The sequence below is a fragment of the Pseudomonas sp. URMO17WK12:I9 genome (assembly GCF_900230165.1).
Lineage (GTDB): Bacteria > Pseudomonadota > Gammaproteobacteria > Pseudomonadales > Pseudomonadaceae > Aquipseudomonas > Aquipseudomonas fulva.
This window is the reverse complement of record NZ_OCMQ01000006.1, coordinates 53,349-74,804: the sequence shown is the minus strand read 5'-3', so window position 1 is coordinate 74,804 and position 21,456 is coordinate 53,349. Positions and strand designations below refer to the sequence as shown.

The window sequence follows — 21,456 nt, the reverse complement described above, 5'->3', positions numbered from 1 at the left end:
TTCTCAAATCAGTTCCCAGGTGCCATTGGCCTGTTTGCAGAAGGTGTTCTGTTCCTGTTCGGTCTTGCCTTCCTTGGACTTCAGGCTGACCGTCACGGGGCGGCAAGCCGCTTCGGCAGCGACGGTCTGGGTAGGCAGGCTTTGCAGCGTATCCAGGTCGAAGCCTTGGGTTTCGCTACTGGCCGCCACGTCCAGCTCATCCAGGCTCACCGCCGGGGTAACGCGCTTGGCCACGGCCTGGGCCTTGGGCTCGACGTAGTCCTTGTGCACGTAACCGACGGTCACGCCTTTGCGCCCTACCAGCACCCAGTCGCCGGTTGAACCGACGGCCGTGAATTCGGTGTGGTTCTTCAGGCTGCCGACTTTCTCGCCCTTGGCGTTGGGCGCCGCGCGCACATTGAGGTTGTCGCTGGTGGTCACGTAGGGTTCGTTGATCAGCTTCATCGACGGAACGGCCTGGATCTTCGGCGCGCGCTTGACCTCGACCTGCTTGGTCTTGGTGTACTCCTTGCCTGTCACGATCTGCGCGCTGGCGCCGGAGTGGTCGGACTTCCAGGTCACCGGCTGTGCACTGGCCGTGGCCTGTTGCTGGCTCAGCACTTCCTGAGTGCGCAAGGCCAAGGCCTGCTGGTCTTTTTCATCGAGCATGTTGCCGATGCGGTTGCCCACGTAGGCACCGATGCCGCCTGCGATCAAAGCGGCCGCCAGCTTGCCGTTGCCGCTGCCCATGGTCGAACCGATGGCAACGCCCGCCAGGCCGCCGATCACGGTGCCGGCTTGTTCTTTGCTGATGCCAAGCTGGGCGCAGGCGGTGGTCGAGGCGATGGCGACGGCCAAGAGGGAGGCGATGAATTTCTTATGCACGTGGATCACTCCATTTTCCAGTGGACGCACAGCCGTAAACCGCAGCCTCTCGGGCAGCAGCGTGGGCGTGGGTGTGATGGGCTTGCAGGGGGGGAGCCAGTGGAGGCCGCAGAAGGCGACGCCACGGGTGAGCGAACAGTGAGGGGTATGTGTAGCGAAGCGCAAAGCATCCAACGAATCCATGTCAGGAAGCGCTCATCGCCCGGCGCACGTAGTCATTACGGCGTGTTGTCCAGGCATGAGAGGCGAACAGAGGCGGCATTGTAGCGCAGGTGGTGAATGGCAGATCAAGACAAAATGTTGCGGATGGCTGAGCGGCCCGGGATCGCTTTAAATCGGTACTTTTGCTCTCGGAACTCAGATTAATCCCCTTCCTTGTAGGCCGTTTCCGAAACATACTGCCCCGCTGCTCAAACGGTTGCGATGGGGCAGGTCGCGTTCTAGTCTCGGCGGGTCGTTGCAGATCAACGACCGGCTTTGACAGGCCGACCCTTCTCCGCACACGTGCAACCCTTATGGCGGTGGTACGTGGGGCACCTTGTGTGCGCCGAGTCTCCGGAGTCCTCGGTCTGTCAACCCGCGTATCGCTGCCACCCTCTTGTTTGACAGCAAGGCCGTAGCAGCCCGACTGACTCTGGAGCTACTTATGCGCAAGATGGTCCCTGACCCACCTCACCCTCCCCGCTCGCACCGGACGTTGATGCAGTTCATACCGGCGAATGGGGACTAAACAAATGCCAACCGATGACAAAAATGAACCCACCACCGTTGGCAGGACCCGTTTTCACCAGGGCGATGACAACACACACCCGCTGTTTCGCATCGAGCCTGGCATACCCTGCCAGGATGCCAGGGAGCAGGCATCCGAGTTGATGGGGTATGTATGCCACATGGTGATCAAGGGGCTGATGGAAAGCGACCAGAAATTGCTATGGGCTTCGCATTACCTAGGCGCGATGGCTAAGGCGCTGCTGGATGATGCGGAGCTCGGGTTAATGAACGAAGGGTCGTAGAGCTTCCCTTGTCAGCTTGCCCGAATTGCCGGCCGCCCTGTCGCTGCCTCTAGCACACAGGGCGGTATGGAAGCGACGAGGTGTCACAATTATTCGGTTGACGCAGGGGTGCAAGGGAACATAATTCGGCATCAAACAGGCTAAATTTTTATGGAGGGCGGTATGAGATACAGCAGCGCGCTTGACGTCCTCAAAGCCCATTGGGATTTCAAACTCCCAGTAGACGCCAAGGGTATTGCTCAGAAAATGGGTATCGAGGTACGGCCAGCAGAGCCAGGCTCCCGAGAAAGCGGGCACTATGTGTACCGAGATGGGGCCCCGCTTATTACCTACAACCCGTCTGAAACCACAGTTCGTCAACGCTTCACCATTGCACATGAAATCGGCCATCACGTTAATGGCGATATTGACGCGCCAAGGGATACCGACCGTCAAATGAGCGCATCGGTACGCGATCCCAGGGAAGTTGCAGCCAACCGGTTTGCAGCGGCTCTTTTGATGCCGGCTGCCCTGGTCAAACACATGATTTTCGAAGAAAAAGTGACAGACTTGAAGCGGCTGGCCAATGCATTCGGCGTCTCCACGGCTGCCATGGAATACCGATTGAGGAATATTGGGATCCTATGAACGAGGAAGACGGAGGCCTAGCGGGAGGTGAGAGTAGCATCAATGAAAATCTACTCTCGAGATATCTAGAAAAGGAGCTTTGGCGTTTCAAATGGGAGCAGGGACTTGCCAAGTTAGCGCTGGGCTTGGCGCTTTTCTTTTACAGCCTGCTCGTCGCTTTTATTTTCATCGGAAACGGCAGGATTGCTATGGGGAAATGGTATTTCGTAGCCAGTTTCAAATCCCACACTGTCACCGACCTACCTATCATCCTGGCATTGGCCTCTATTCCTACCATTCTGCTTATCGCTTTGCTTCGTTATTTCCACCACCGTGACAAGCCATCCGAAGCGCAAGAGACGCTACTACCCGCCAGCCTGCAGACAGCGAAAGACGTCATGGATCTTTTGAAGAAGGAGTGACGCGCGCCTCTTTGAAGGCCGTATTTCGCGTAGGCGTTCAAACCACAATGCTCGTCCGTGCAGCTATCAATGGATTGCGCTGTAAATTAGGAATTAATCCAAAGCATTACCTGGCTTTACCCGTTACCAGACATCACGGAAAACGAAAAAGCCCCGCAGACCTAAATCTGCGGGGCTTTACGTGTATGGCGGAGAGATAGGGATTTGAACCCTAGGTACTGTTGCCAGTACAACGGATTTCGAATCCGTCCCGTTCGACCACTCCGGCATCTCTCCAATGCCGCGCATCATACCAGTGAATTCTGAAAACGCAAACCTTTATTTTCAAAAAAACCGCGTGGTATCAGGCGCTTGCGTGTGCGTGCGCCTTACAGCGGCACGCCCAGGCGCTTGGCAACTTCTTCGTAGGCTTCGATCACATCGCCCAGGCCCTGACGGAAGCGGTCCTTGTCCATCTTCTTGCGGGTTTCCTTGTCCCACAGCCGGCAGCCGTCGGGGCTGAACTCGTCGCCCAGCACGATCTGGCCGTGGAAGACGCCGAACTCCAGCTTGAAGTCGACCAGCAGCAGGCCGGCGTCGTCGAACAGCTTGGTCAGCACGTCATTGACCTTGAGCGACAGCTTCTTCATTTCGACCAGTTGCTCGGCGGTGCCCCAGCCGAAGGCGACAACGTGGGATTCGTTGATGAAGGGGTCGCCCTTCTCGTCGTTCTTCAGGAACAGCTCGAAGGTGGAAGGCTCCAGCTTGATGCCCTCCTCCACGCCCAGGCGCTTGACCAGGCTGCCGGCTGCGTAGTTACGCACGACGCATTCGACCGGAATCATGTCCAGCTTCTTGACCAGGCATTCGTTGTCGCCCAGCAGTTTGTCGAACTGGGTCGGCACGCCAGCTTCTTCGAGCTTCTGCATGATGAAGGCGTTGAACTTGTTGTTCACCGTGCCCTTGCGGTCCAGCTGCTCGATGCGCTTGCCGTCGAAGGCCGACGTGTCGTTGCGAAACAGCAGGATCAAGCGGTCGGCGTCATCGGTCTTGTAAACCGATTTGGCCTTGCCGCGGTAGAGTTCGTCGCGTTTTTCCATGATTGGGCTCCGCTTGCGTGAGGGGTGGGCTAGGCGATGGCGCGCCAGTCGAGCCCGTGTTCCTGATTTGCCACCTCAAGCCAGTCAGGGTCGCACCCAAGGGTGTCGACGAAGCACTGGCGGGCCAGGTGTGGCAGGTTGTTCTTGCTGCTGAGGTGGGCCAGCACCAGGTGCTGCAGGGTGTTCCAGCCCAGCTCATGTACCAGGCTCGCGGCCTGGTGGTTGTTCAAATGCCCGCGCATGCCGCCAACCCGCTGCTTGAGAAAGTAGGGGTAGTGACCACGCGCCAGCATGTCGCGGCAATGGTTGGCTTCGATCAACAGCGCATCCAGGTCGCGATAGCCGTCCAGCAGCCGCGCGTCGTACGAGCCCAGGTCCGTCAGCATGCCGAAACGGCGTGTACCGTCGCTGACCACGTACTGCAACGGTTCGTGGGCATCGTGCTCAACGCGCGATGCCGTAACCTCCAGGCTGCCGACGCTCAGGCGCTGGCCGCACGCCAGGAAACCGGCCACTTCCACCGGCTTGCGCAGCCCGCGCAAGGTGCCTTGGCTCAGGTAGACCGGTACATTGTAGCGCCGTGACAGCAGACCAACCCCATGCACGTGGTCGGCATGTTCGTGGGTGACCAGCACGGCGCTCAGCTGAGCGGCCGACACACCGAGCAGCGCCAGGCGCCGCTCGGTCTCGCGCAGGGAAAAGCCGCAATCGACCAGGATGTAGGTATCACCACTGGCGATCAGCGTGCCGTTTCCCTGGCTACCGCTTCCAAGTACGGCGAAGCGCACTTAACCCAGGTGGTCCTGAATGGCGCTCAGCACACGGCGAGCGACATCGGCCGGAGCCACGGTGTTGATGTTCTTCTCGACCGTGACCTGCACGTTCTCACCCACTTTGCTCAGGCGTACCTGATAGCGCTCGGCACGGGCTTCGCGCTCTTCCTTGGTGGGCTCGCTGCCGAACACACGACCGAAGAAGCCAGGCTTGTTCTCCTTGTCTTCGGGTTTTTCGGACAGGTTGATGTAGTACAGGCCCAGGCTGCGGTTGATGTCCTCGACCCGCCACTGGCCACCCTGCTCCAGGGCACGACCCACGCTGGACCAGGCGCGATCCAGGTCGGCGCCCACGTTCAGTACCGGGTTGCCACTGCCGTCTTCGCTCAGGCTGACGCGGTTGGGCACATCGAAATCACGTTCGGCCAGCAGCGACACCGAACCGCCCTTCTCGGCGCTGCGGTTCATGCTGGCGAGCAACTCGTCGACCAGCAGGGCGTCGGCGCCGGTGTTGGTGGAGCTGGACGGGAAGTCGGGTTCGGCGCTGCTACCAGCCGGGCGCTCGACGGTGACCACGTACACCTCGGAGGTGTTGCGCTGCACGCCGGGCTCCATGCGCACACGCACGCGCACTTCGCTGTCGTTGCTGCTGGCCGTGCTGGCCAGGCGCTGACCAAGGGAGGCCGAGAGTTCGTCGAAACGCTGCCAGGTGGTGCTGAATTCGCCCGTTTGCGGGCGCTCTTGAGCAATACGGAAGCCGTTGTCCTCGAAGAACTGACGCGCCACCGGCCAGACTTCGGCCGGGGCGTGCTGGGCCAGCACCCAACGGCTGCTGCCGCTGCGCTGCAAGCTGTAGTCGTTGGCCTGGCCCGCACCGCCGGTCAGCGGCTGCGGACGCGGCACTTCGTACTCACCGCTGACATTGTCGTCGGCAACGTTGCGCGGGATGGGCAGCAGGGGGTCGAGGCGCTTGACGCCGCTGACGTCCGAGGGCAGCTGCATGGGCGCGGTCGAGTGCGCCTGCAGGTAATCGCTGCCGCGGTCGCGGAAATAACCATCCTCGCCCCACAGCCAGCCGCACCCACTGGTGCTGGAGATGATCAGGGCAAGGGCAGAAAGGCCAGCCAGTCGCTTCATGCAGGGTACTTCCTCTTAAACCAGTACGCCGGACTGGCGCAGGGCAGTACGGACTTTGTCGTGGCAGCCTTCGCTGAGCCAGGTCAGTGGCAGGCGAATGCCTTTTTTCATCAGGCCCATCTCGACCAGCGCCCATTTGACGGGGATCGGGTTGGACTCGCAGAACAGGTCTTTGTGCAGGGGCATGAGCGTGTCGTTGATTGCGCGGGCCTTCTCGGCATTGCCCTCAAGGGCGGCCTCGCACAGGTCGGCCATTTGCCGCGGGGCGACGTTGGCCGTGACCGAAATGTTGCCCTTGCCGCCCATCAGGATCAGCTCGACGGCGGTCGGATCGTCACCGGACAGCACGATGAAGTCGCTGGAAACGCCCTCGATGATGGCCTTGGCGCGGGCCATGTCACCGGTGGCTTCCTTGATGCCGATGATGTTGGGCACCGTCGAGAGGCGGATTACGGTTTCGGCCTGCATGTCGCAGGAGGTGCGGCCTGGCACGTTGTACAGGATCTGCGGGATGTCGACCGATTCGGCAACGTGCTTGAAGTGCTGGTACAGGCCTTCCTGGGTCGGCTTGTTGTAGTACGGCACGACCAGCAGGCAGGCATCGGCGCCGGCATTCTTGGCGTTCTGGGTCAGGTGCACGGCTTCGGCAGTGGAGTTGGCACCGGTGCCGGCGATGACCGGGATCGGGGTCTTGCTGCGCTTGACGCGCTCGACCACGTGCTTGATGACCAGGATGTGCTCTTCGACATCCAGCGTGGCGGACTCACCGGTGGTGCCGACGGCGACGATGGCGTGGGTGCCGTTTTCCAGGTGGAAGTCTACAAGTTTGTCGAGGCTGCCCCAGTCAACACGCCCTTGTGCATCCATGGGAGTGACCAGTGCCACCATACTGCCCGCAATCATGTATCTGCTCCTGCCGGAAAAAGAGAGCGGTAATGGTACTGGGGGCATCGGCCTTGCACAAGCGAAGCAGGCGGGCGGAGCATTCCCCTCGGCGCCTTATTTCGCTACCCTTGATGCTTTGATCGGTGCAGCACGGCCCGCCGGGCCGTAGACCCTGCTCCCCGCCAGCGCCCCGCCCTCGCCTGCGAGTGCCGAGCGCTGCCTACAGGAGGCTTTCGCCCGTCCTGCACCGACCGCTCATCGCTTTAGGAATGCTGCATGTCCACCCCCACTGTCCGCGAACAATTCCTCGTCATCAGCGCCTTGGGGCCCAACCCCATGGAGCTGGCCAATGTACTGAGCCGCGCAGCCTTCGAAAACCGCTGCGCGGTGGTTACCTCTCGCTTGAGCCGCCATGGCGAGACCAGCGCACTGGTCTTGCAGGTCGGCGGCAGCTGGGATGCCCTGGCGCGCCTTGAGGCCATGCTGCCTGGCCTTGGCAAGAAGCATGGCCTGACCCTGGACGTGGTGCGCAGCGCCGACCAGGAAGTGCGCCCGCAGGCCCTGCCCTACGTGGCCTATGTCAGCGCCGCCTACCGCCCTGACATCATCAACGAGCTGTGCCAGTTCTTCCTCGATCACCGTGTCGAGCTTGAAGCCATGACCTGCGACACCTACCTGGCACCGCAGACCGGCAGCAGCATGCTCAACGCTCAGTTCACGGTGATCCTGCCGGCCGGCACCCAGATCAGCTGGCTGCGCGACCAGTTCCTGGACTTTGCCGACGCGCTGAACCTGGACGCCCTGATCGAACCCTGGCGCCCACAAAACCCTGTCTGAGGAGGTTCCCATGGCCGTTGCACTCGACCAACCTGTCCCCGACTTCACTGCCCAGGCCACCAGCGGGCAGACGGTCAGCCTGTCGGCGCTCAAGGGCCGCCAGGTGGTGGTGTATTTCTATCCGAAGGACAGTACTCCAGGCTGTACCACTCAGGGCCAGGGCTTTCGCGACCAGCATGGCGCCTTCGAAGCCGCCAATACCGTGGTGCTCGGCGTCTCGCGCGACGGCATGAAGTCCCACGAGAACTTCAAGGCCAAGCAGGGCTTTCCGTTCGAGTTGATCAGCGACAAGGACGAAGCCCTGTGCCAGCTGTTCGACGTGATCAAGCTGAAAAAGCTGTACGGCAAGGAATACATGGGCGTGGACCGCAGCACCTTCCTGATCGACAAAGACGGTGTGCTGCGTCAGCAATGGCGTGGGGTGAAGGTACCCGGCCACGTGGATGCGGTACTGGCCGCGGCCCAGACGCTGAATCAGGCCTGATCGAAGCAGGGGCTGCGCCAACCTCGGTGCAGCCCAAGCCTGTCAGAGCAGGGGCGACACGCTGGGCTCCTGGCGAGGCCAGGCGTCCAGCACGGCCTTGATCAGGGTCGCCAGCGGGATGGCGAAGAAAATCCCCCAGAACCCCCACAACCCACCGAACAGCAAGACCGCGCAGATGATCGCCACCGGGTGCAGGCTCACCGCCTCGGAGAACAGCAGCGGTACCAGCACGTTGCCATCGAGCGCCTGGATGATCGCGTAGACCGTCATCAGGTAGATGAACTGGTCTCCCCAGCCCCACTGGAACAGGGCAATCAGCGTCACCGGCACGGTGACCACCACCGCCCCGACATAGGGCACGACCACTGACAGCCCGACCAGGAGGGCCAGCAACGCAGCATAGTTCAGGCCCAGGGTGATGAAGGCGATGTAAGTCGCAATGCCGCAGATCAGAATTTCGATGCCCTTGCCCCGAATGTAATTGGCAATCTGCCGGTTCATCTCGCTGCCCACGCGGTTGAGCAAGGTGCGCTGACGCGGCAGGTAGCCACTGACCCAGCGGCCAATCAGCTCACGGTCCTTGAGGAAGAAGAACACCAGGATCGGCACCAGCACCAGGTAGATCATGGCGTTGACCAGCAGCGGCAGGCTGGACAGGGAGAAGGTAAGCGCCCACTGCCCGAACTTGCCGATCTCGCCGCGGACCGACTCGATGGCATGCAGCACCTGCTCGTCCGACACCAGGTGCGGATAGCGCTCTGGCAGCAGGAGCAGCAATGACTGCCATTTACCAAGCATGCCTGGCAGCTCGTTGAACAGGGTGATCAGCTGGTGCCACAGCAGCGGCACCAATACCAGCATGAACACCGCCAGTGCGCCCATGAACAGGGCAAATACCAGCAGGACCGCCAGTTTTGTAGGCACTCGCAGGCGCTCCAGGGCGTTGACCAGCCCTTGCATGAGAAACGCCAGCACCATGCCCGCCAACACCGGCGCCAGCATCCCGCCCAGCGTGAGCACCGCCGTGAACGCCAGAAACAGCAAGACCGCCAGCACCACCGCTTCTTCATCGGAGAAGTAGCGTTGGACCCAGTCGCGTAGCACTTTGAACATGAACGATCCTTGTGGGACTCAGGCCTTGCGCAGCCAGTAGGTGTAGGTACCGGCCTCGGCCGTTTCGTGCAACAGGCTATGACCGGCCAGTTTGGCAAAGGTGCGCAGGTCGCGTTGGGAACCTGCGTCGGTGGCGATGACCTTGAGTACGGCACCACTGGCCAGCCCATTGAGCGCCATCTTGGCCTTGAGCAGTGGTAACGGGCAGTTCAGCCCGCTGGCATCGAGCTCGGCGTCACAGGTCAGGGGGGTGCTCATCAATGGGGCTCTCCAGGGCAATGCCGGCCTACGGCCTGATCGGCCGCCTAGGATAGCGCCACTGGTCGCCAACGTGTGAGCCCGCTACAGTAGCAATCTTTGACCGACGCGAGCTTCGTGCATGAATCTACTGCGCCCTACCCTGCTGACGCTGGCCTGCCTGATGGCCCTGCCTGGCCATGCTGACGACCTGCCGTCGCTGGGTGACGCCAGTTCGGCGATCGTCTCGCCCCAGCAGGAACACCAGCTTGGCCGCGCCTGGCTGAGCCTGTTGCGCGGCCAGGTCAACCAGCTCAACGACCCGCAGCTCAAGGACTACGTGGAAACCAGCGTGTACCGCCTGGCCGAAACCAGCCAGTTGCAGGACCGTCGCCTGGAATTCATCCTGATCGACAGCCGCGAACTCAACGCGTTTGCAGCGCCAGGCGGCATCGTGGGTGTCAACGGCGGGTTGTTCCTCAATGCGCAGACCGAGGGCGAGTACGCCTCGGTACTGGCGCACGAACTGGCGCACTTGTCCCAGCGGCATTTCGCCCGGGGCATCGAGGCCCAGCAGCGCATGCAGTTGCCGATGATGGCGGCATTGCTTACCGGTATCGTGCTGGCGGCCGGTGGCGCTGGGGATGCCGGCATCGGCATGATTGCTGGCACCCAGGCGGCAGCGATTCAGGAACAGCGCAGGTTCTCCCGGCAAAACGAGCAGGAAGCTGACCGCATCGGCATCCAGAACCTGGAAAAGGCTGGCTACGACCCGCGCAACATGCCGACCATGTTCGAACGCCTGGCGCGTCAGTACCGTTACGACGCCAAGCCGCCGGAATTTCTGCTGACGCACCCGGTAACCGAGTCGCGTATCGCCGACACCCGTAACCGAGCCGAGCAGGCGCCGAAAGGCGGTGTGGAAGACAGCCTGCGCTATCAGCTGATCCGTGCCCGGGTAGCGCTGACGTATGAGGGTACGCCGGGGCTTGCGGCCAAGCGTTTTCGCGCCCAGCTCGACGAAGACCCCAAGCTCGATGCGGCGCGCTATGGGCTGGCGCTGGCACAGATCAAGGGTGGTCAGCTCAACGAGGCTCGGGAGATGCTCAAGCCGCTGCTGGCCAAGGCGCCCAATGACATTACCTACAACCTGGCGCAGATCGACCTGGATATCACCAACAATCGCCTGGCCGATGCACAGCAACGGGCCGAGCGTATGCAGGGGCTGTACCCGGGTAATTACCCGCTCAAGCAGGTGCGCGCCGACCTGTTGGTCAAGCAGAACAAGCCGGCCGAGGCGGAGCAGGTATTGAACGACCTCATCAAGAGCCGCCCGGATGATCCGGATGTGTGGTACGACATGGCCGAGGTGCGGGGCTTATCGGGCAATACCATCGGCCTGCACCGGGCGCGTGCGGAATACTTCACCTTGGTGGGGGACTTCGATCAGGCCATTCAGCAGCTCGACTATGCCAAGCGCCGCGCTGGGGGGAATTTCCCGCTGGCTTCGCAGATCGACCAGCGCCAGCGAGAGGTCCTGGAGCAGCAGCGCATGGTGCGGGAGATGATGGGGCGCTGAGGCGTTCTAGGGGCTGGAGCGGAACCGCTCACAAGGCTTAGCAGCGCGCCTGTAGGAGCGGTCTCGCCGGGGCGCCGGACCGCTCCTACAGAGGTTTTTCTACGAGGGTAATTGCGCCAACATGAGCGTTTAAGCCAGCGCTTGCCTCACGCGTTCCCGGAAAGCTTCAACCTGGCCGCCTGGGTGAAATCCAGCATCCGGTTCAGCGGCTTGATGGCTTTGGGCACCAAGGCTGGGTCGACGAAGATCTCGTCGCCGCCATTGCGCAGACAATCGAGCACGCGCTCCAGCGTATTCATCGCCATCCACGGGCAGTGGGCGCAGCTGCGGCAGGCCGCGCCGTTACCGGCGGTGGGGGCTTCCACAAATACCTTGTCCGGGCACAGCTGCTGCATCTTGTAGAAGATGCCGCGGTCGGTGGCGACGATGAAGGTTTTGTTCGGTAGCGTCTGGGCAGCCTTGATCAGTTGGCTGGTGGAGCCCACGGCATCCGCCAGGTCGATCACCGACTCCGGCGACTCAGGATGGACCAGCACCGCAGCGTCCGGGTACAGGGCCTTCATGTCGGCGAGCTGACGCGACTTGAACTCCTCATGAACGATGCAGGCACCGTCCCACAGCAGCATGTCGGCACCCGTCTGCTTCTGGATGTAGCGCCCCAAATGCTGATCGGGGCCCCAGATGATGGTCTCGCCATTGTCCATCAGGCTTTCGACGATCTCCAGCGCGCAACTGGAGGTGACCACCCAATCGGCCCGTGCCTTCACGGCAGCGGACGTGTTGGCGTAAACCACCACGGTACGCTCGGGGTGCTGGTCACAGAAGGCAGAGAATTCTTCGATGGGGCAACCCAGGTCGAGCGAGCAGGTCGCTTCGAGGGTGGGCATCAGCACGCGCTTGTGGGGCGTAAGAATCTTGGCGGTTTCGCCCATGAAGCGCACGCCTGCCACGATCACGGTCTCGGCAGGGTGCTGCTTGCCAAAACGAGCCATTTCCAGCGAGTCGGACACACAGCCGCCGGTTTCCTCCGCCAGGGCCTGGATGACCGGGTCGCAGTAGTAATGAGCAACCAGCACGGCATTTTGCGCCTTGAGCTCGGCAGCGATGGCCGCACGGTATTCGGCCTGCTGCTCGTCTGTCAGCGGATTGGGCTGCTTGGCGTCAAGGTGAGCCTGAACCAACAAGCGTTCGGAAATCTGGGTCATGATCGCTGGACCTGCAGGCGCGTGCGCGCATCAAATCGAGTGTATCACCCGGCCCTGACAGATCGGCTAAGGGCGCCGGACGGCGCAGGCCGCCACGGCCCTCTGCAGGCGCGGATTATTATGGAGGCCGAAGGCTACAGAGAAACCCGAGATTTCTAAAGCGGTTTTTATCCAACCCCTACCTGCCCTCGCACCAGCGGCCCAAGGGCAAGTAGCGCCGGGCTGTCAGCGCTGCGGCGAGAGCATTGCCAGCTGCGTGTTAACGAACGCGGCAAAGGCTTCGAGCGTCATTTTTTGGCCGTTGAAATCAACCATGCCATCGGCGTAGTGCAACGCGCTGATCACTTTATCGCCCTCCACCGTGGCCAGGCCGCTTTGCACGGCCATCAAACCGACCATTTCCCCTGCCTGGCCAGACTGCGTAGCGATGGCCTGGGCATCGGTCTGACCGTCGAGCAGCGCTTGCAAGGTGGCCAGGTCCCCTAGCATCGGCTTGGACAAGGACAGCTTGCCGGTGACCTGCGTCACCATCTGCTTTAGCGCCTGATCTTGTGGCAAGTCGAAGGAAGACGGCGCATCGAAGTCCATTGCCACATTGAAGTGACTCTCGCCATTGGCGGTCTTGAGGCTCAAGTCTTCGAGCGCCACCTTGGGTTTTGCCGCCAGCAGCGTGCGCAAGTCGCCCTGGAACTTGGCCTTTTCGGCTTCGGTCATGTTGATCTGTGGCGCCGACTGCCCGGCAGTTGCCGCGGCCTCGAACTCAGGCAAATGCGCTGCATACCAGTTGCTCAGCGCTTGCAGCGCGGGCGCATGGATGGACTTGAAGCCGACGATCATCTGGGCCTTACCGACCGCTCGCCCATCCCAAGTGATGTCCCCGAGTTTGTATTCAACGCGCCCGCCAAAGGTGTCGGGGCCTTCGAGGCTTTGCAGGGTACTGAGCTCGCCCCCTTTGATGACCAGCGCCTGTTGCCTGGGCCCGAGAGTGACCTTGGTCTCTGCCAGATACAGGTCAGCGTTGCCCGTGAACAGGTTGTCATGCGCAGTCGCCGCCAGCTTGCCACCCAACTTCAGCCCATTGAGTTCAAAGATGACGGGCGGCTGGTCTTCACTTACCAGTTTCATCAGGAAGTGGTCGGCCTCGCCATGGAAGCGCGAATCCTTGCCATCGCGATCCCCGCTGACCCCAAGTTCCATGCCCGAGAACGCCAGGCTGGTGCCGTTGGCATCGTCGAGCTTGACCGGCGCCAGGTGAACCTGGCTGTCGACACTGCCGCCGTACCCCATGCTGGTCTGGGCGCTGAACGGCACGCGGTCACCGGCTGCTGCGTACCAAGGCGCCGTGACTTCGTCCTTGTCCAGCGTGGTATTGCTCAGCGCCAACACTGGCAACAACCTGAGGGTCTTGACGCGAGACCATGGGAACGGGCCGTGCTCGATCTGATCGCTCACGCCTACATCAAAATTTACCACCTGTTGGCTGTTGGCATGCACATCGCGAGCGATCACACGGTAGTGTGCCGTGCTGCTGAACCAACGCTGGTCCAGCGATACCAACTCGATGCGTACGCTACCACCTGTGTTCACCAGTGACTTTTGCAGCTGCGCGTTGCTCAGGGCCAAGGCATGGTCCAGCTCACCCGGCAGTTGCTTGCCGGTGTACCAGGCTCCGCCAACGACCACTGCGACAACGGCCACCGCTACGCCGGACAGGATTGCTACTGAAGTCTTCGTCATGAATTAAACCGATTGATGTCCATAAAGGCTCGCACATCGCCTGCGCAGCCAGGAAAATGCAGCATATCACCGAAGGCCAGGATGATTGGCGGCCGCGCCACTGGAAAGGCAGGGCGGCCCGTTGGACAGTCCCACTTCAAAGATGTCAATTTTTACGAACACGCTTATGTCATTTGCATTCACAAAAACGACGTTAGAAACGCTTGAGTTTGCGGTTTTATCGATAAAAATCGCGCATTCGAAACACCTTGTCATGTTTAACTTGACACCCAAGACCCTATCGTTTTTTATTTTGATCACTTGCGTGATCCAGTCACGCCTCTGCTGCTCCAACATAAAGGTGAACAATATGGAGCCCACCCGCTCGCCGCTGCTGCCTGCGCCCTTCGCTGTGCCTGTCTTTCAAGCCCTCGCCCAGGAGCCCCGTCAGCATGCAGCCTGAACCCAACGCACCCGAAGCCGGCCAACTGCGCAAGACCTTGCGTTTGTGGCATGTGATCATCATTGGCCTGGCGTACCTGACGCCCATGACCGTGTTCGACACCTTCGGCATCGTGTCAGGCATCACCGCTGGGCACGTACCGAGCGCCTATATACTGGCCCTGGCCGGCATCCTGTTCACGGCAGTCAGCTACGGAACCCTGGTCAAGCGCTTTCCCCAGTCGGGATCGGCCTACACCTACACCCAACGTGCCATCAATCCACACGTGGGCTTCCTGGTAGGCTGGTCTTCCTTGCTGGACTACCTGTTGCTGCCCATGGTCAACGCCTTGCTGGCCAAACTGTACCTGTCTGCCATGTTCCCCGAGGTGCCACAGTGGGTCTGGGTCGTGGCCTTCGTGTCCCTGATCAGCCTGATCAACATGCGCAGCATCAATCTGGTTGCGCATTTCAACCTGCTGTTCGTTGGCGTGCAGGTGGCGATCATCGCGGTGTTCATCTACCTGTGTGTACGCGGGCTGGACCAGGGCGAAGGCCTGGGCACCGCATGGAGCCTGTTGCCCTTCGCCGACCAGCAGACCCACCTGAGCGCCCTGGCCGCTGGTGCAACCATTCTGTGCTTCTCATTCCTGGGTTTCGATGCGGTCACGTGCCTGTCCGAGGAAACGCGCGACCCAGCCAAAACCATACCGCGGGCCATCTTCCTCACGGCATTGATCGGCGGCGTTGTATTCATCACCGTTTCCTACTTCATTCAGGCCTACTTCCCCACCATGGCACGCTTTCACGATCAGGAAGCGGCGCTGCCGGAAATCGCTCTGTACGTGGGCGGCAAGCTGTTCCAGTCGGTCTTCATCGCGTGCACGGTGATCAACACCATCGCCTCGGGGCTGGCGTCGCAGACCAGCGTGTCGCGCCTGCTATATGTAATGGGCCGTGACAAGGTCATACCCGCGAGCGTTTTTGCGCGGTTGCATTCACGCTACAAGACACCCGTACTGAACATTGCCGTGGTGGGGGTGATTTCGCTGTCGGCCATCTTCTTCGACCTGGTCACCGCCACCTCCATCATCAACTTCGGTGCATTGGTGGCGTTCAGCTTCGTCAACTTGTCGGTAATCAATCACTGCTACCTGCGAGAGGGCAATCGCCGAGGGCTGGCCAACCAGCTGAAGTACCTGGTACTGCCCACCACAGGCTTTTGTATCATCGTTTCGCTGTGGCTGGACCTGAACATGCACTCGCTGCTGTTCGGCGGGGTCTGGGCCACGCTGGGCCTGGTGTACCTGGCCTGGTTGACCAAGGCGTTCAGAGCGGCGCCGCCCAACTGTATCGCCGAGGGATGACGCGTACCGACCATGCACAGCTCAAACCCACCCGGTTTCTTCGATATCACCAGTGAGCAGGGCCTGCTGCGCACCTCGATCGCGGTCACCCTGTTCATCGCCAGCATCGGCATTGCCTTTGGCTTGGCATCGGGCTCGTTTTCCATCGTGTTCGACGGCGTCTACTCGCTGGTGGATGCCAGCATGAGCGGGCTGTCGTTGATGGTGGTCAGGCTGATCACTTCCCATGCCAGCAGCCTGCAGATGTCGCGCAAACTACGCGAGCGCTTCACCATGGGCTTCTGGCACCTGGAACCGATGGTGCTGGCACTCAATGGCATCCTGCTCAGCGGTGTTGCCATCTACGCCCTGATCAACGCTGTGAGCAGCCTGCTGGAAGGTGGACGTCATCTGGAGTTTGGTATCGCCATGGTCTATGCGGCGCTCACCGTCACCGCCTGCGTGAGCATCGCGGTGATCGAGGGCAAGGCCAACCGCAAGCTGCGGTCGGACTTCGTCGCCATGGACGTGAAGGGCTGGGTGATGTCCGCCAGCATCACGGCGGCGCTGTTGATCGCCTTCTGCTTTGGCTATGCCGTGCAGGGCACATCGCTTGAATGGGTATCGCCCTACATCGACCCGGCCGTGCTGGCACTGGTCTGCCTGGTGATCGTACCCTTGCCAATGTCGGTCGTTCGCCAGGCGTTGGCGGATATCTTTCTCGTCACGCCGGGCGATCTCAAGCAGCACGTAGACGCGGTTGCGCAGGCTTTCGTCGAACGCCATGGCCTGCAGTCCTACCGCGCCTATGTGGCCAAGGTGGGGCGCTCGCGGGAGATTGAGCTGTACTTCATCGTGCCGCCGCAGATGGCGGCCAAGACCATCGAGCAGTGGGATGCCTGGCGCAACGAGATCGGCGAGGCCATCGGCGGCGAAGGGCCCAATCGCTGGCTGACGGTCGTATTTACCGGCGACCCCGAGTGGGCCGAATGAGCATCAGGACTCAGCCACGCAGGCGTTCGATCAGCGGCAGCGCTTCGATTTCAGGGCGGGCAAAATAGTAACCTTGCATCAGCTCGATACCCAGCGCGGCCAACGCCTGGCACTCGGCTGCTGTTTCCACGCCCTCAGCGACCAACAGAATGTCCAGCCGCCGCGCCACCAGCACGATGCCTGCCACGATCGCCTGACGCACCGGGTCGGCGCCAAGGTTGCGTGTCAGCGCCATGTCCAGCTTCAGGAGGTCCGGTTGAAACTCGGCAAGCAGGTTCAGGCCCGAATAGCCTGAGCCGAAATCGTCAATGGCCGTGGTGAAGCCCTGCCGGTCGTACTCGCGGAAAATGGACTTAAGGTGTTCGGTGTCCTCGACCCGTTCGCCTTCGGTCACTTCGAAAATCAGCCTGTCGGCCGGAAAATCGAACTGCTTGGAGGCCTCGAGCGTCGCGCGGATACAGGTGGCGGGGCGGTACACGGCGTTGGGCAGGAAGTTGATGCTGAGCTTGCAATCCTGCACACGGTTGAGCCCAAGCTCGGAGGCTTTTTCGATGGCCTTGACCCGGCAAGCCTGGTCGAAGCGATACAGGTTATCGGGTGTGACCTTGGCCAGCACCTGCGCAGCCCCCTCCCCCCCGACACCTCTGACCAACGCCTCGTAGGCGTAGGGTTTACCCGAAGGCTGGTGAACGATAGGTTGAAAGGCCATTGTGATGCCGAACCCCAGGTCCGCCATCTCACGGCATTGCTTGCAACCTACAGCTTCGAAAGGCTGCGCAAAGATCAAATCGGCCATGGTGTCTCCGGCAGCTTGATGAAGAGAAAGTAGCGCTGGGATAACACGATCGTGAGAACGTCAAAACAGCGTTGTTGGCAATTTGACAGCATGGCTGGCGAGAGGTGCGGTGCGCAAGGTTGATGACCCGACAAAAAGCCCCGATAGGTTGGATTTATTGGGCTCAAGTGGCCAACTCGGTACACTGTCGCCCGATCCAACATCTGACGACATGGACAACTTCGACATGACTGTCTTCACCCACCGGGGCGGCGAGTACCTCACCGTCGATGATGCACGCCTTTACTACGAACAACTGGGTGCAGCCGACGCACCCGCGTTGATCCTGCTGCATGGCGGCCTTGGCCATATTGAAAGCTTCAATGCCATCACCCCGCACTTGGCCCGCCGTTGGCGCGTGATCGGCATCGACAGCCGCGGCCAGGGCATGTCTACCCTAGGCGGCGCACCACTCACCTATGCGCGCATGCAGCACGACGTAGAGCGGGTAATCGATCACCTGGCGCTTGAACGCGTCACTCTGATCGGGCACAGCGATGGCGGAATCGTCGCGCTGCGCATGGCCGCCTCGCAGGCCGTCACGGTCGATCGACTCATCACCATTGGGGCTCACTGGGCGCTGGGAGAGAACGACCCTGCGCGAGCCCTGTACGAAGGCATCACCGCCGCGAAGTGGCGCGGCCTGTTTGCCGACGATGTGGCTCGCTATGAGGCGATCAACCCACAACCGGACTTTGCAAGGTTGCTGGAGGCCGTCCGAGGGTTGTGGCTAGATGACAGTGAGCACGGCTATCCCGCAGCCAGCGTCGGGGGCATTACCGCGCCATTGCTGGTGGTGCGTGGCGATCGTGATCGCCTGGTTTCACGAGCCAATGCACTGGAGTTGGTAGAGCAAGTGCCTGGGGCGCAGCTGTTGAACTTGGCACTGGCTGATCATTCACCTCATGAAACGCATCCGCAATGGCTATTGCCTGTGATGGAAGCTTTTTTAATCAATGATGAAGGGGGGCGAAATCGGTAATCGCTCAGCGAGCATTCGCCCGGTGCCTGCCTCCCACTGCCGGGCTACGCCTTGGGCGCCATGTCAATGACCGCACAGCGACCATTGGCCCTGACTTTCTGCACCACGTGCGCCCTGTCGACAAAAACGTTGATCTCGCAACTGCCTGAGTGCTCGACATCCTGCCAATACTCGCGGTGCACCAATTGGCCATTTTCAGGGCCGGTATAGGTGCCCGCAGCCTCCCGGGAAATATACGTGCTGTCGCGCACGTACCTGAGCACCACCATGTCCTGATCAGGCGCCACCATGATGACCCTGGGCACGCCAAAGTAATCGATCAGCTCGCCGACCGGGCGGCCTTTCCACGCACTGGTTGCCTCCAGCGACGAGCATCCGCCAAGCAGTACAGCGCCCAGGCATAACACAAGCAGACGGATCATGGCTTCTCTCCTTGGTGGACAGTTACTTGGCAGGCATCTGTGTGAAGGCGTCATCGATCTGCCTGATGATCTCGGCCCTGAGCGCCTCGCGTGTCAGTATCTCGAATAGCTTCGGGCCAGAGCGGCTCAACTCCGAAGCTGACATTACGCCCAAGTGCTCCATCTTGAGGGCTTGGCGCTCAGCTGGCTTACAGATGAAATCACGGCTTTGCGCCAACCACGGTTGTTGATCGCCCTGCCATTGGTTGGAGAACTTGGCCTTGCGCAAGGTATTGGCCACGCTGCTGAAGTCGAGCGCTCCTGTGACACGAGCCCGCTTGTTCTTGCAGTCGACTTCGACGTCGTAGACCGTGAAATCGGGCTTGCCGGGCTGCTGGTCAAACAGATAGACGCCGACGGATTTGACGCCGCCGGGGCGCTCGTAGATGTTTCCGGGGTCGCCGTCTACAAGGTATGCCTTGCTCTTGCCCAGGCTGGCTTGATGATGAACGACCCAGTAGTCGCCCTTCGGGGCATTGTCCGCGTGGACGGGTAAGGCGCCTAACAGGAGTGCAAGCGACAGCAGATGTTTCACTGGGGAGCGCATGACTGGCCATCTCTCTGCCATTACTTAGACAGAGAATTTTCCCATCCGCAGTATTGGGCAAAGGGCTATCTAGTACACCTGCACTAGGGAGTCGCCCGTTGAGACTTCATCAGAGGGCACTTGCATGTAGAACACTGCCTGTGAAAAAGGCAGAGTCTCTGCCAGACAGGCCATAGGCCAAGCGCTTTGACCAGAAACGAAAAAGCCCGCCGATAGGGGCGGGCTTTTCGTACAGATTTCACACAGAAGGGAGCTGACTGCTCGATTCATACGGTTGCTAGACTTGGCGCTGACCCTGTGGTCTAGCTGAAGTATTCGCAACCGCTGCGAAGATGGTGGGTCGTGTAGGATTCGAACCTACGACCAATTGGTTAAAAGCCAACTGCTCTACCAACTGAGCTAACGACCCGTTGGATGGCGCGTATAATACTGATTTCTATAGAGAAATCAACACCCCTCGGTAAACTTTCTTAAAAATAGCGCGTCGGGTCCGCCACGGCGGCTGCCTTGAAGCCCTCAGCCCGCAGGCGGCAGCTGTCGCACTTGCCACAAGCACGCCCGTCGTCATCAGCCTGGTAGCACGATACGGTCAGGCTATAGTCGACCCCGTGCGCCACGCCGGCCTGGACGATCTGGGCTTTGCTCATGTTCTGCAAGGGTGCCTGAATGCGGAAACCCTGCCCTTCGACGCCTGCCTTGGTGGCCAGGTTGGCCATGCGTTCGAAGGCTTCGACGAACTCGGGGCGGCAGTCCGGGTAGCCGGAATAATCCACGGCGTTGACCCCGATGAAAATGTCACGGGCTTGCAGTACTTCAGCCCAGCCCAGCGCCAGCGACAGAAACACCGTGTTGCGCGCTGGCACGTAGGTCACCGGGATACCCTCGCCCGGCGTTTCCGGCACATCGATGCTGCTGTCAGTCAGGGCCGAGCCACCGATGCCATCCAGGTTCAGCCCAATCACCTTGTGCTCTACCACGCCCAGGTCCTGGGCGACCCGTGCAGCGGCGTTAAGCTCGGCGCGGTGACGCTGGCCGTAATCGAAGCTCATGGTATAGCAGGCATAGCCCTGGGCCTTGGCCATGGCCACTACCGTGGCCGAGTCCAGGCCACCGGACAGAAGAATTACTGCGCGTTTATCAGTCATGTCTCACTCTCTTGCTCAGCGCCCAGGTTCGTCGTTCCACAACAGCTTGTGCAGCTGAAGTTGGAAACGGACAGGCAAGTTGTCGGCAACGATCCAGTCAGCCAGGTCAGTGGCGCTCACCTGGTGGTGGCTCGGCGAGAACAATACTTCGCCGGCGCGCTCGGCCAGGTTGTACTGGATCAGCTTGGACACCGCCCAGTTGTAATCTTCGCGAGAGCAGATGACGAACTTGACCTGGTCGTTGGGCGTCAGGTGCTCAATGTTCTCATAGCGGTTGCGGTGCGATTCTTCCGAACCCGGGGTTTTCAGGTCGACGACGCGGCTGACACGGGTGTCGGTGCCGGCGATATCGAGCGCGCCGCTGGTTTCCAGCGAAACCTCGTAACCGGCATCGCACAGGCGCTGCAACAGGGGCAAGGCGTTAGGCTGGGCAAGGGGCTCACCGCCCGTCACGCAGACATAGCGCGGCTTGAAGCCAGCCACCTGTTCAAGGATCGAATCGAGGCTGCGCAGTGTGCCGCCACTGAAGGCATAGGCGCTGTCGCAGTATTGGCAGCGCAGGGGGCAACCGGTGAGCCGCACGAATACCGTGGGCAGCCCAGCCGTTCGTGTTTCACCCTGCAATGAGTAAAAGACTTCGGTGATGCGTAATGTATCTTGCATGATCGCCACGGGCGTGACAGCAAAACAGGCTGCCCGCCTCCGTCAGGCACTGGCACGGACTCGACATAGCGTTATCCGTGACAGCGTGTTTAC

The 21,456-nt window shown here is 60.8% G+C and carries 23 protein-coding genes and 2 tRNA genes; 9 read left to right on the top strand and 16 right to left on the bottom strand.

The window, feature by feature from the left end:
• Positions 1 to 3: 3 nt before the first annotated feature.
• Positions 4 to 864: an SH3 domain-containing protein gene (locus CRP40_RS13975; RefSeq protein ID WP_027914239.1), complete on the bottom strand. Its 861-nt coding sequence runs from the start codon at positions 862 to 864 to the stop codon at positions 4 to 6.
• Positions 865 to 1,598: 734 nt separating this feature from the next.
• Between CRP40_RS13975 and CRP40_RS13965 the strand changes: the two genes are divergently transcribed.
• The 3 genes from CRP40_RS13965 (at position 1,599) to CRP40_RS13955 (ending at position 2,905) form a co-directional block, all read left to right on the top strand.
• A complete protein-coding gene (locus CRP40_RS13965; protein WP_027914238.1) occupies positions 1,599 to 1,877 on the top strand; it encodes a DUF3077 domain-containing protein in 279 nt (92 codons plus the stop codon).
• A gap of 162 nt (positions 1,878 to 2,039) precedes the next feature.
• Positions 2,040 to 2,504 carry an ImmA/IrrE family metallo-endopeptidase gene (locus tag CRP40_RS13960; protein ID WP_027914237.1) on the top strand — a complete coding sequence of 155 codons (465 nt, stop codon included), beginning with the start codon at positions 2,040 to 2,042 and terminating at the stop codon, positions 2,502 to 2,504.
• Positions 2,501 to 2,905: a hypothetical protein gene (locus CRP40_RS13955; RefSeq protein ID WP_027914236.1), complete on the top strand. Its 405-nt coding sequence runs from the start codon at positions 2,501 to 2,503 to the stop codon at positions 2,903 to 2,905. Before CRP40_RS13960 ends, CRP40_RS13955 begins: the two co-directional genes overlap by 4 nt.
• A gap of 186 nt (positions 2,906 to 3,091) precedes the next feature.
• Here the strand turns inward: CRP40_RS13955 and CRP40_RS13950 are convergent.
• From CRP40_RS13950 to dapA, 5 genes are all read right to left on the bottom strand, one after another.
• Positions 3,092 to 3,181: transfer RNA gene (locus tag CRP40_RS13950), tRNA-Ser, on the bottom strand.
• Between the two features lie 92 nt (positions 3,182 to 3,273).
• The gene (purC, locus tag CRP40_RS13945; RefSeq protein ID WP_023536328.1) at positions 3,274 to 3,984 is read right to left on the bottom strand and encodes a phosphoribosylaminoimidazolesuccinocarboxamide synthase; all 711 of its coding nucleotides are present in this window, start codon (positions 3,982 to 3,984) and stop codon (positions 3,274 to 3,276) included.
• A gap of 29 nt (positions 3,985 to 4,013) precedes the next feature.
• Positions 4,014 to 4,772: an MBL fold metallo-hydrolase gene (locus CRP40_RS13940; RefSeq protein ID WP_027914235.1), complete on the bottom strand. Its 759-nt coding sequence runs from the start codon at positions 4,770 to 4,772 to the stop codon at positions 4,014 to 4,016.
• On the bottom strand, positions 4,773 to 5,894 hold the full coding sequence (bamC, locus tag CRP40_RS13935; RefSeq protein ID WP_027914234.1) for an outer membrane protein assembly factor BamC: 1,122 nt from the start codon (positions 5,892 to 5,894) through the stop codon (positions 4,773 to 4,775).
• Between the two features lie 15 nt (positions 5,895 to 5,909).
• Complete coding sequence (gene dapA, locus CRP40_RS13930) at positions 5,910 to 6,797, bottom strand: 4-hydroxy-tetrahydrodipicolinate synthase (RefSeq protein WP_027914233.1); 888 nt, start codon at positions 6,795 to 6,797, stop codon at positions 5,910 to 5,912.
• Positions 6,798 to 7,055: 258 nt separating this feature from the next.
• Here dapA and CRP40_RS13925 point away from each other — a divergent pair, with 258 nt between their 5' ends.
• Positions 7,056 to 7,616, top strand: coding sequence for a glycine cleavage system protein R (locus tag CRP40_RS13925; RefSeq protein ID WP_023536329.1), 561 nt, complete (start codon positions 7,056 to 7,058; stop codon positions 7,614 to 7,616).
• 10 nt (positions 7,617 to 7,626) lie between these two features.
• A complete protein-coding gene (locus tag CRP40_RS13920) occupies positions 7,627 to 8,100 on the top strand; it encodes a peroxiredoxin (RefSeq protein ID WP_023536252.1) in 474 nt (157 codons plus the stop codon).
• A 42-nt stretch (positions 8,101 to 8,142) separates the two neighbouring features.
• On the opposite strand, the gene CRP40_RS13915 is transcribed toward CRP40_RS13920, so the two are convergent.
• Both CRP40_RS13915 and CRP40_RS13910 read right to left on the bottom strand, forming a co-directional pair.
• Positions 8,143 to 9,213, bottom strand: a complete 1,071-nt coding sequence (locus tag CRP40_RS13915; protein WP_027914232.1) for an AI-2E family transporter — start codon at positions 9,211 to 9,213, stop codon at positions 8,143 to 8,145.
• Positions 9,214 to 9,231: 18 nt separating this feature from the next.
• A complete protein-coding gene (locus CRP40_RS13910) occupies positions 9,232 to 9,471 on the bottom strand; it encodes a sulfurtransferase TusA family protein (RefSeq protein WP_023536286.1) in 240 nt (79 codons plus the stop codon).
• Positions 9,472 to 9,592: 121 nt separating this feature from the next.
• On the opposite strand from CRP40_RS13910, the gene CRP40_RS13905 reads away from it, so the two are divergent.
• Positions 9,593 to 11,029, top strand: a complete 1,437-nt coding sequence (locus CRP40_RS13905; RefSeq protein WP_027914231.1) for a M48 family metalloprotease — start codon at positions 9,593 to 9,595, stop codon at positions 11,027 to 11,029.
• A gap of 146 nt (positions 11,030 to 11,175) precedes the next feature.
• Here CRP40_RS13905 and nadA read toward each other — a convergent pair whose 3' ends face one another.
• Complete coding sequence (gene nadA / locus CRP40_RS13900; protein ID WP_027914230.1) at positions 11,176 to 12,234, bottom strand: quinolinate synthase NadA; 1,059 nt, start codon at positions 12,232 to 12,234, stop codon at positions 11,176 to 11,178.
• Positions 12,235 to 12,459: 225 nt separating this feature from the next.
• Positions 12,460 to 13,971: a YdgA family protein gene (locus CRP40_RS13895; protein ID WP_027914229.1), complete on the bottom strand. Its 1,512-nt coding sequence runs from the start codon at positions 13,969 to 13,971 to the stop codon at positions 12,460 to 12,462.
• A gap of 431 nt (positions 13,972 to 14,402) precedes the next feature.
• Between CRP40_RS13895 and CRP40_RS13885 the strand changes: the two genes are divergently transcribed.
• Both CRP40_RS13885 and CRP40_RS13880 read left to right on the top strand, forming a co-directional pair.
• Positions 14,403 to 15,758: an APC family permease gene (locus tag CRP40_RS13885; RefSeq protein ID WP_027914227.1), complete on the top strand. Its 1,356-nt coding sequence runs from the start codon at positions 14,403 to 14,405 to the stop codon at positions 15,756 to 15,758.
• A gap of 12 nt (positions 15,759 to 15,770) precedes the next feature.
• On the top strand, positions 15,771 to 16,730 hold the full coding sequence (locus CRP40_RS13880) for a cation transporter (RefSeq protein WP_027914226.1): 960 nt from the start codon (positions 15,771 to 15,773) through the stop codon (positions 16,728 to 16,730).
• 10 nt (positions 16,731 to 16,740) lie between these two features.
• Here CRP40_RS13880 and CRP40_RS13875 read toward each other — a convergent pair whose 3' ends face one another.
• On the bottom strand, positions 16,741 to 17,526 hold the full coding sequence (locus CRP40_RS13875) for an EAL domain-containing protein (protein WP_027914225.1): 786 nt from the start codon (positions 17,524 to 17,526) through the stop codon (positions 16,741 to 16,743).
• 226 nt (positions 17,527 to 17,752) lie between these two features.
• Between CRP40_RS13875 and CRP40_RS13870 the strand changes: the two genes are divergently transcribed.
• Positions 17,753 to 18,547 carry an alpha/beta hydrolase gene (locus CRP40_RS13870; protein WP_027914224.1) on the top strand — a complete coding sequence of 265 codons (795 nt, stop codon included), beginning with the start codon at positions 17,753 to 17,755 and terminating at the stop codon, positions 18,545 to 18,547.
• 44 nt (positions 18,548 to 18,591) lie between these two features.
• Here CRP40_RS13870 and CRP40_RS13865 read toward each other — a convergent pair whose 3' ends face one another.
• From CRP40_RS13865 to queE, 5 genes are all read right to left on the bottom strand, one after another.
• Complete coding sequence (locus CRP40_RS13865) at positions 18,592 to 18,969, bottom strand: hypothetical protein (RefSeq protein ID WP_027914223.1); 378 nt, start codon at positions 18,967 to 18,969, stop codon at positions 18,592 to 18,594.
• Between the two features lie 22 nt (positions 18,970 to 18,991).
• Positions 18,992 to 19,543, bottom strand: a complete 552-nt coding sequence (locus CRP40_RS13860) for a hypothetical protein (RefSeq protein ID WP_225806674.1) — start codon at positions 19,541 to 19,543, stop codon at positions 18,992 to 18,994.
• Between the two features lie 345 nt (positions 19,544 to 19,888).
• A tRNA-Lys gene (locus tag CRP40_RS13855) sits at positions 19,889 to 19,964 on the bottom strand.
• A gap of 61 nt (positions 19,965 to 20,025) precedes the next feature.
• The gene (queC, locus tag CRP40_RS13850; RefSeq protein WP_023536291.1) at positions 20,026 to 20,700 is read right to left on the bottom strand and encodes a 7-cyano-7-deazaguanine synthase QueC; all 675 of its coding nucleotides are present in this window, start codon (positions 20,698 to 20,700) and stop codon (positions 20,026 to 20,028) included.
• Between the two features lie 15 nt (positions 20,701 to 20,715).
• Positions 20,716 to 21,363: a 7-carboxy-7-deazaguanine synthase QueE gene (queE, locus tag CRP40_RS13845; protein ID WP_027914221.1), complete on the bottom strand. Its 648-nt coding sequence runs from the start codon at positions 21,361 to 21,363 to the stop codon at positions 20,716 to 20,718.
• Positions 21,364 to 21,456: the final 93 nt, after the last annotated feature.

Bases quoted from the DNA above. Each gene is read 5' to 3' on its own strand.
- CRP40_RS13965 (WP_027914238.1), top strand. From the start codon at position 1,599: ATGCCAACCGATGACAAAAATGAACCCACCACCGTTGGCAGGACCCGT.
- CRP40_RS13960 (WP_027914237.1), top strand. From the start codon at position 2,040: ATGAGATACAGCAGCGCGCTTGACGTCCTCAAAGCCCATTGGGATTTC.
- CRP40_RS13955 (WP_027914236.1), top strand. From the start codon at position 2,501: ATGAACGAGGAAGACGGAGGCCTAGCGGGAGGTGAGAGTAGCATCAAT.
- purC (WP_023536328.1), bottom strand. From the start codon at position 3,984: ATGGAAAAACGCGACGAACTCTACCGCGGCAAGGCCAAATCGGTTTAC.
- bamC (WP_027914234.1), bottom strand. From the start codon at position 5,894: ATGAAGCGACTGGCTGGCCTTTCTGCCCTTGCCCTGATCATCTCCAGC.
- dapA (WP_027914233.1), bottom strand. From the start codon at position 6,797: ATGATTGCGGGCAGTATGGTGGCACTGGTCACTCCCATGGATGCACAA.
- CRP40_RS13925 (WP_023536329.1), top strand. From the start codon at position 7,056: ATGTCCACCCCCACTGTCCGCGAACAATTCCTCGTCATCAGCGCCTTG.
- CRP40_RS13920 (WP_023536252.1), top strand. From the start codon at position 7,627: ATGGCCGTTGCACTCGACCAACCTGTCCCCGACTTCACTGCCCAGGCC.
- CRP40_RS13915 (WP_027914232.1), bottom strand. From the start codon at position 9,213: ATGTTCAAAGTGCTACGCGACTGGGTCCAACGCTACTTCTCCGATGAA.
- CRP40_RS13910 (WP_023536286.1), bottom strand. From the start codon at position 9,471: ATGAGCACCCCCCTGACCTGTGACGCCGAGCTCGATGCCAGCGGGCTG.
- CRP40_RS13905 (WP_027914231.1), top strand. From the start codon at position 9,593: ATGAATCTACTGCGCCCTACCCTGCTGACGCTGGCCTGCCTGATGGCC.
- nadA (WP_027914230.1), bottom strand. From the start codon at position 12,234: ATGACCCAGATTTCCGAACGCTTGTTGGTTCAGGCTCACCTTGACGCC.
- CRP40_RS13895 (WP_027914229.1), bottom strand. From the start codon at position 13,971: ATGACGAAGACTTCAGTAGCAATCCTGTCCGGCGTAGCGGTGGCCGTT.
- CRP40_RS13885 (WP_027914227.1), top strand. From the start codon at position 14,403: ATGCAGCCTGAACCCAACGCACCCGAAGCCGGCCAACTGCGCAAGACC.
- CRP40_RS13880 (WP_027914226.1), top strand. From the start codon at position 15,771: ATGCACAGCTCAAACCCACCCGGTTTCTTCGATATCACCAGTGAGCAG.
- CRP40_RS13875 (WP_027914225.1), bottom strand. From the start codon at position 17,526: ATGGCCGATTTGATCTTTGCGCAGCCTTTCGAAGCTGTAGGTTGCAAG.
- CRP40_RS13870 (WP_027914224.1), top strand. From the start codon at position 17,753: ATGACTGTCTTCACCCACCGGGGCGGCGAGTACCTCACCGTCGATGAT.
- CRP40_RS13865 (WP_027914223.1), bottom strand. From the start codon at position 18,969: ATGATCCGTCTGCTTGTGTTATGCCTGGGCGCTGTACTGCTTGGCGGA.
- queC (WP_023536291.1), bottom strand. From the start codon at position 20,700: ATGACTGATAAACGCGCAGTAATTCTTCTGTCCGGTGGCCTGGACTCG.
- queE (WP_027914221.1), bottom strand. From the start codon at position 21,363: ATGCAAGATACATTACGCATCACCGAAGTCTTTTACTCATTGCAGGGT.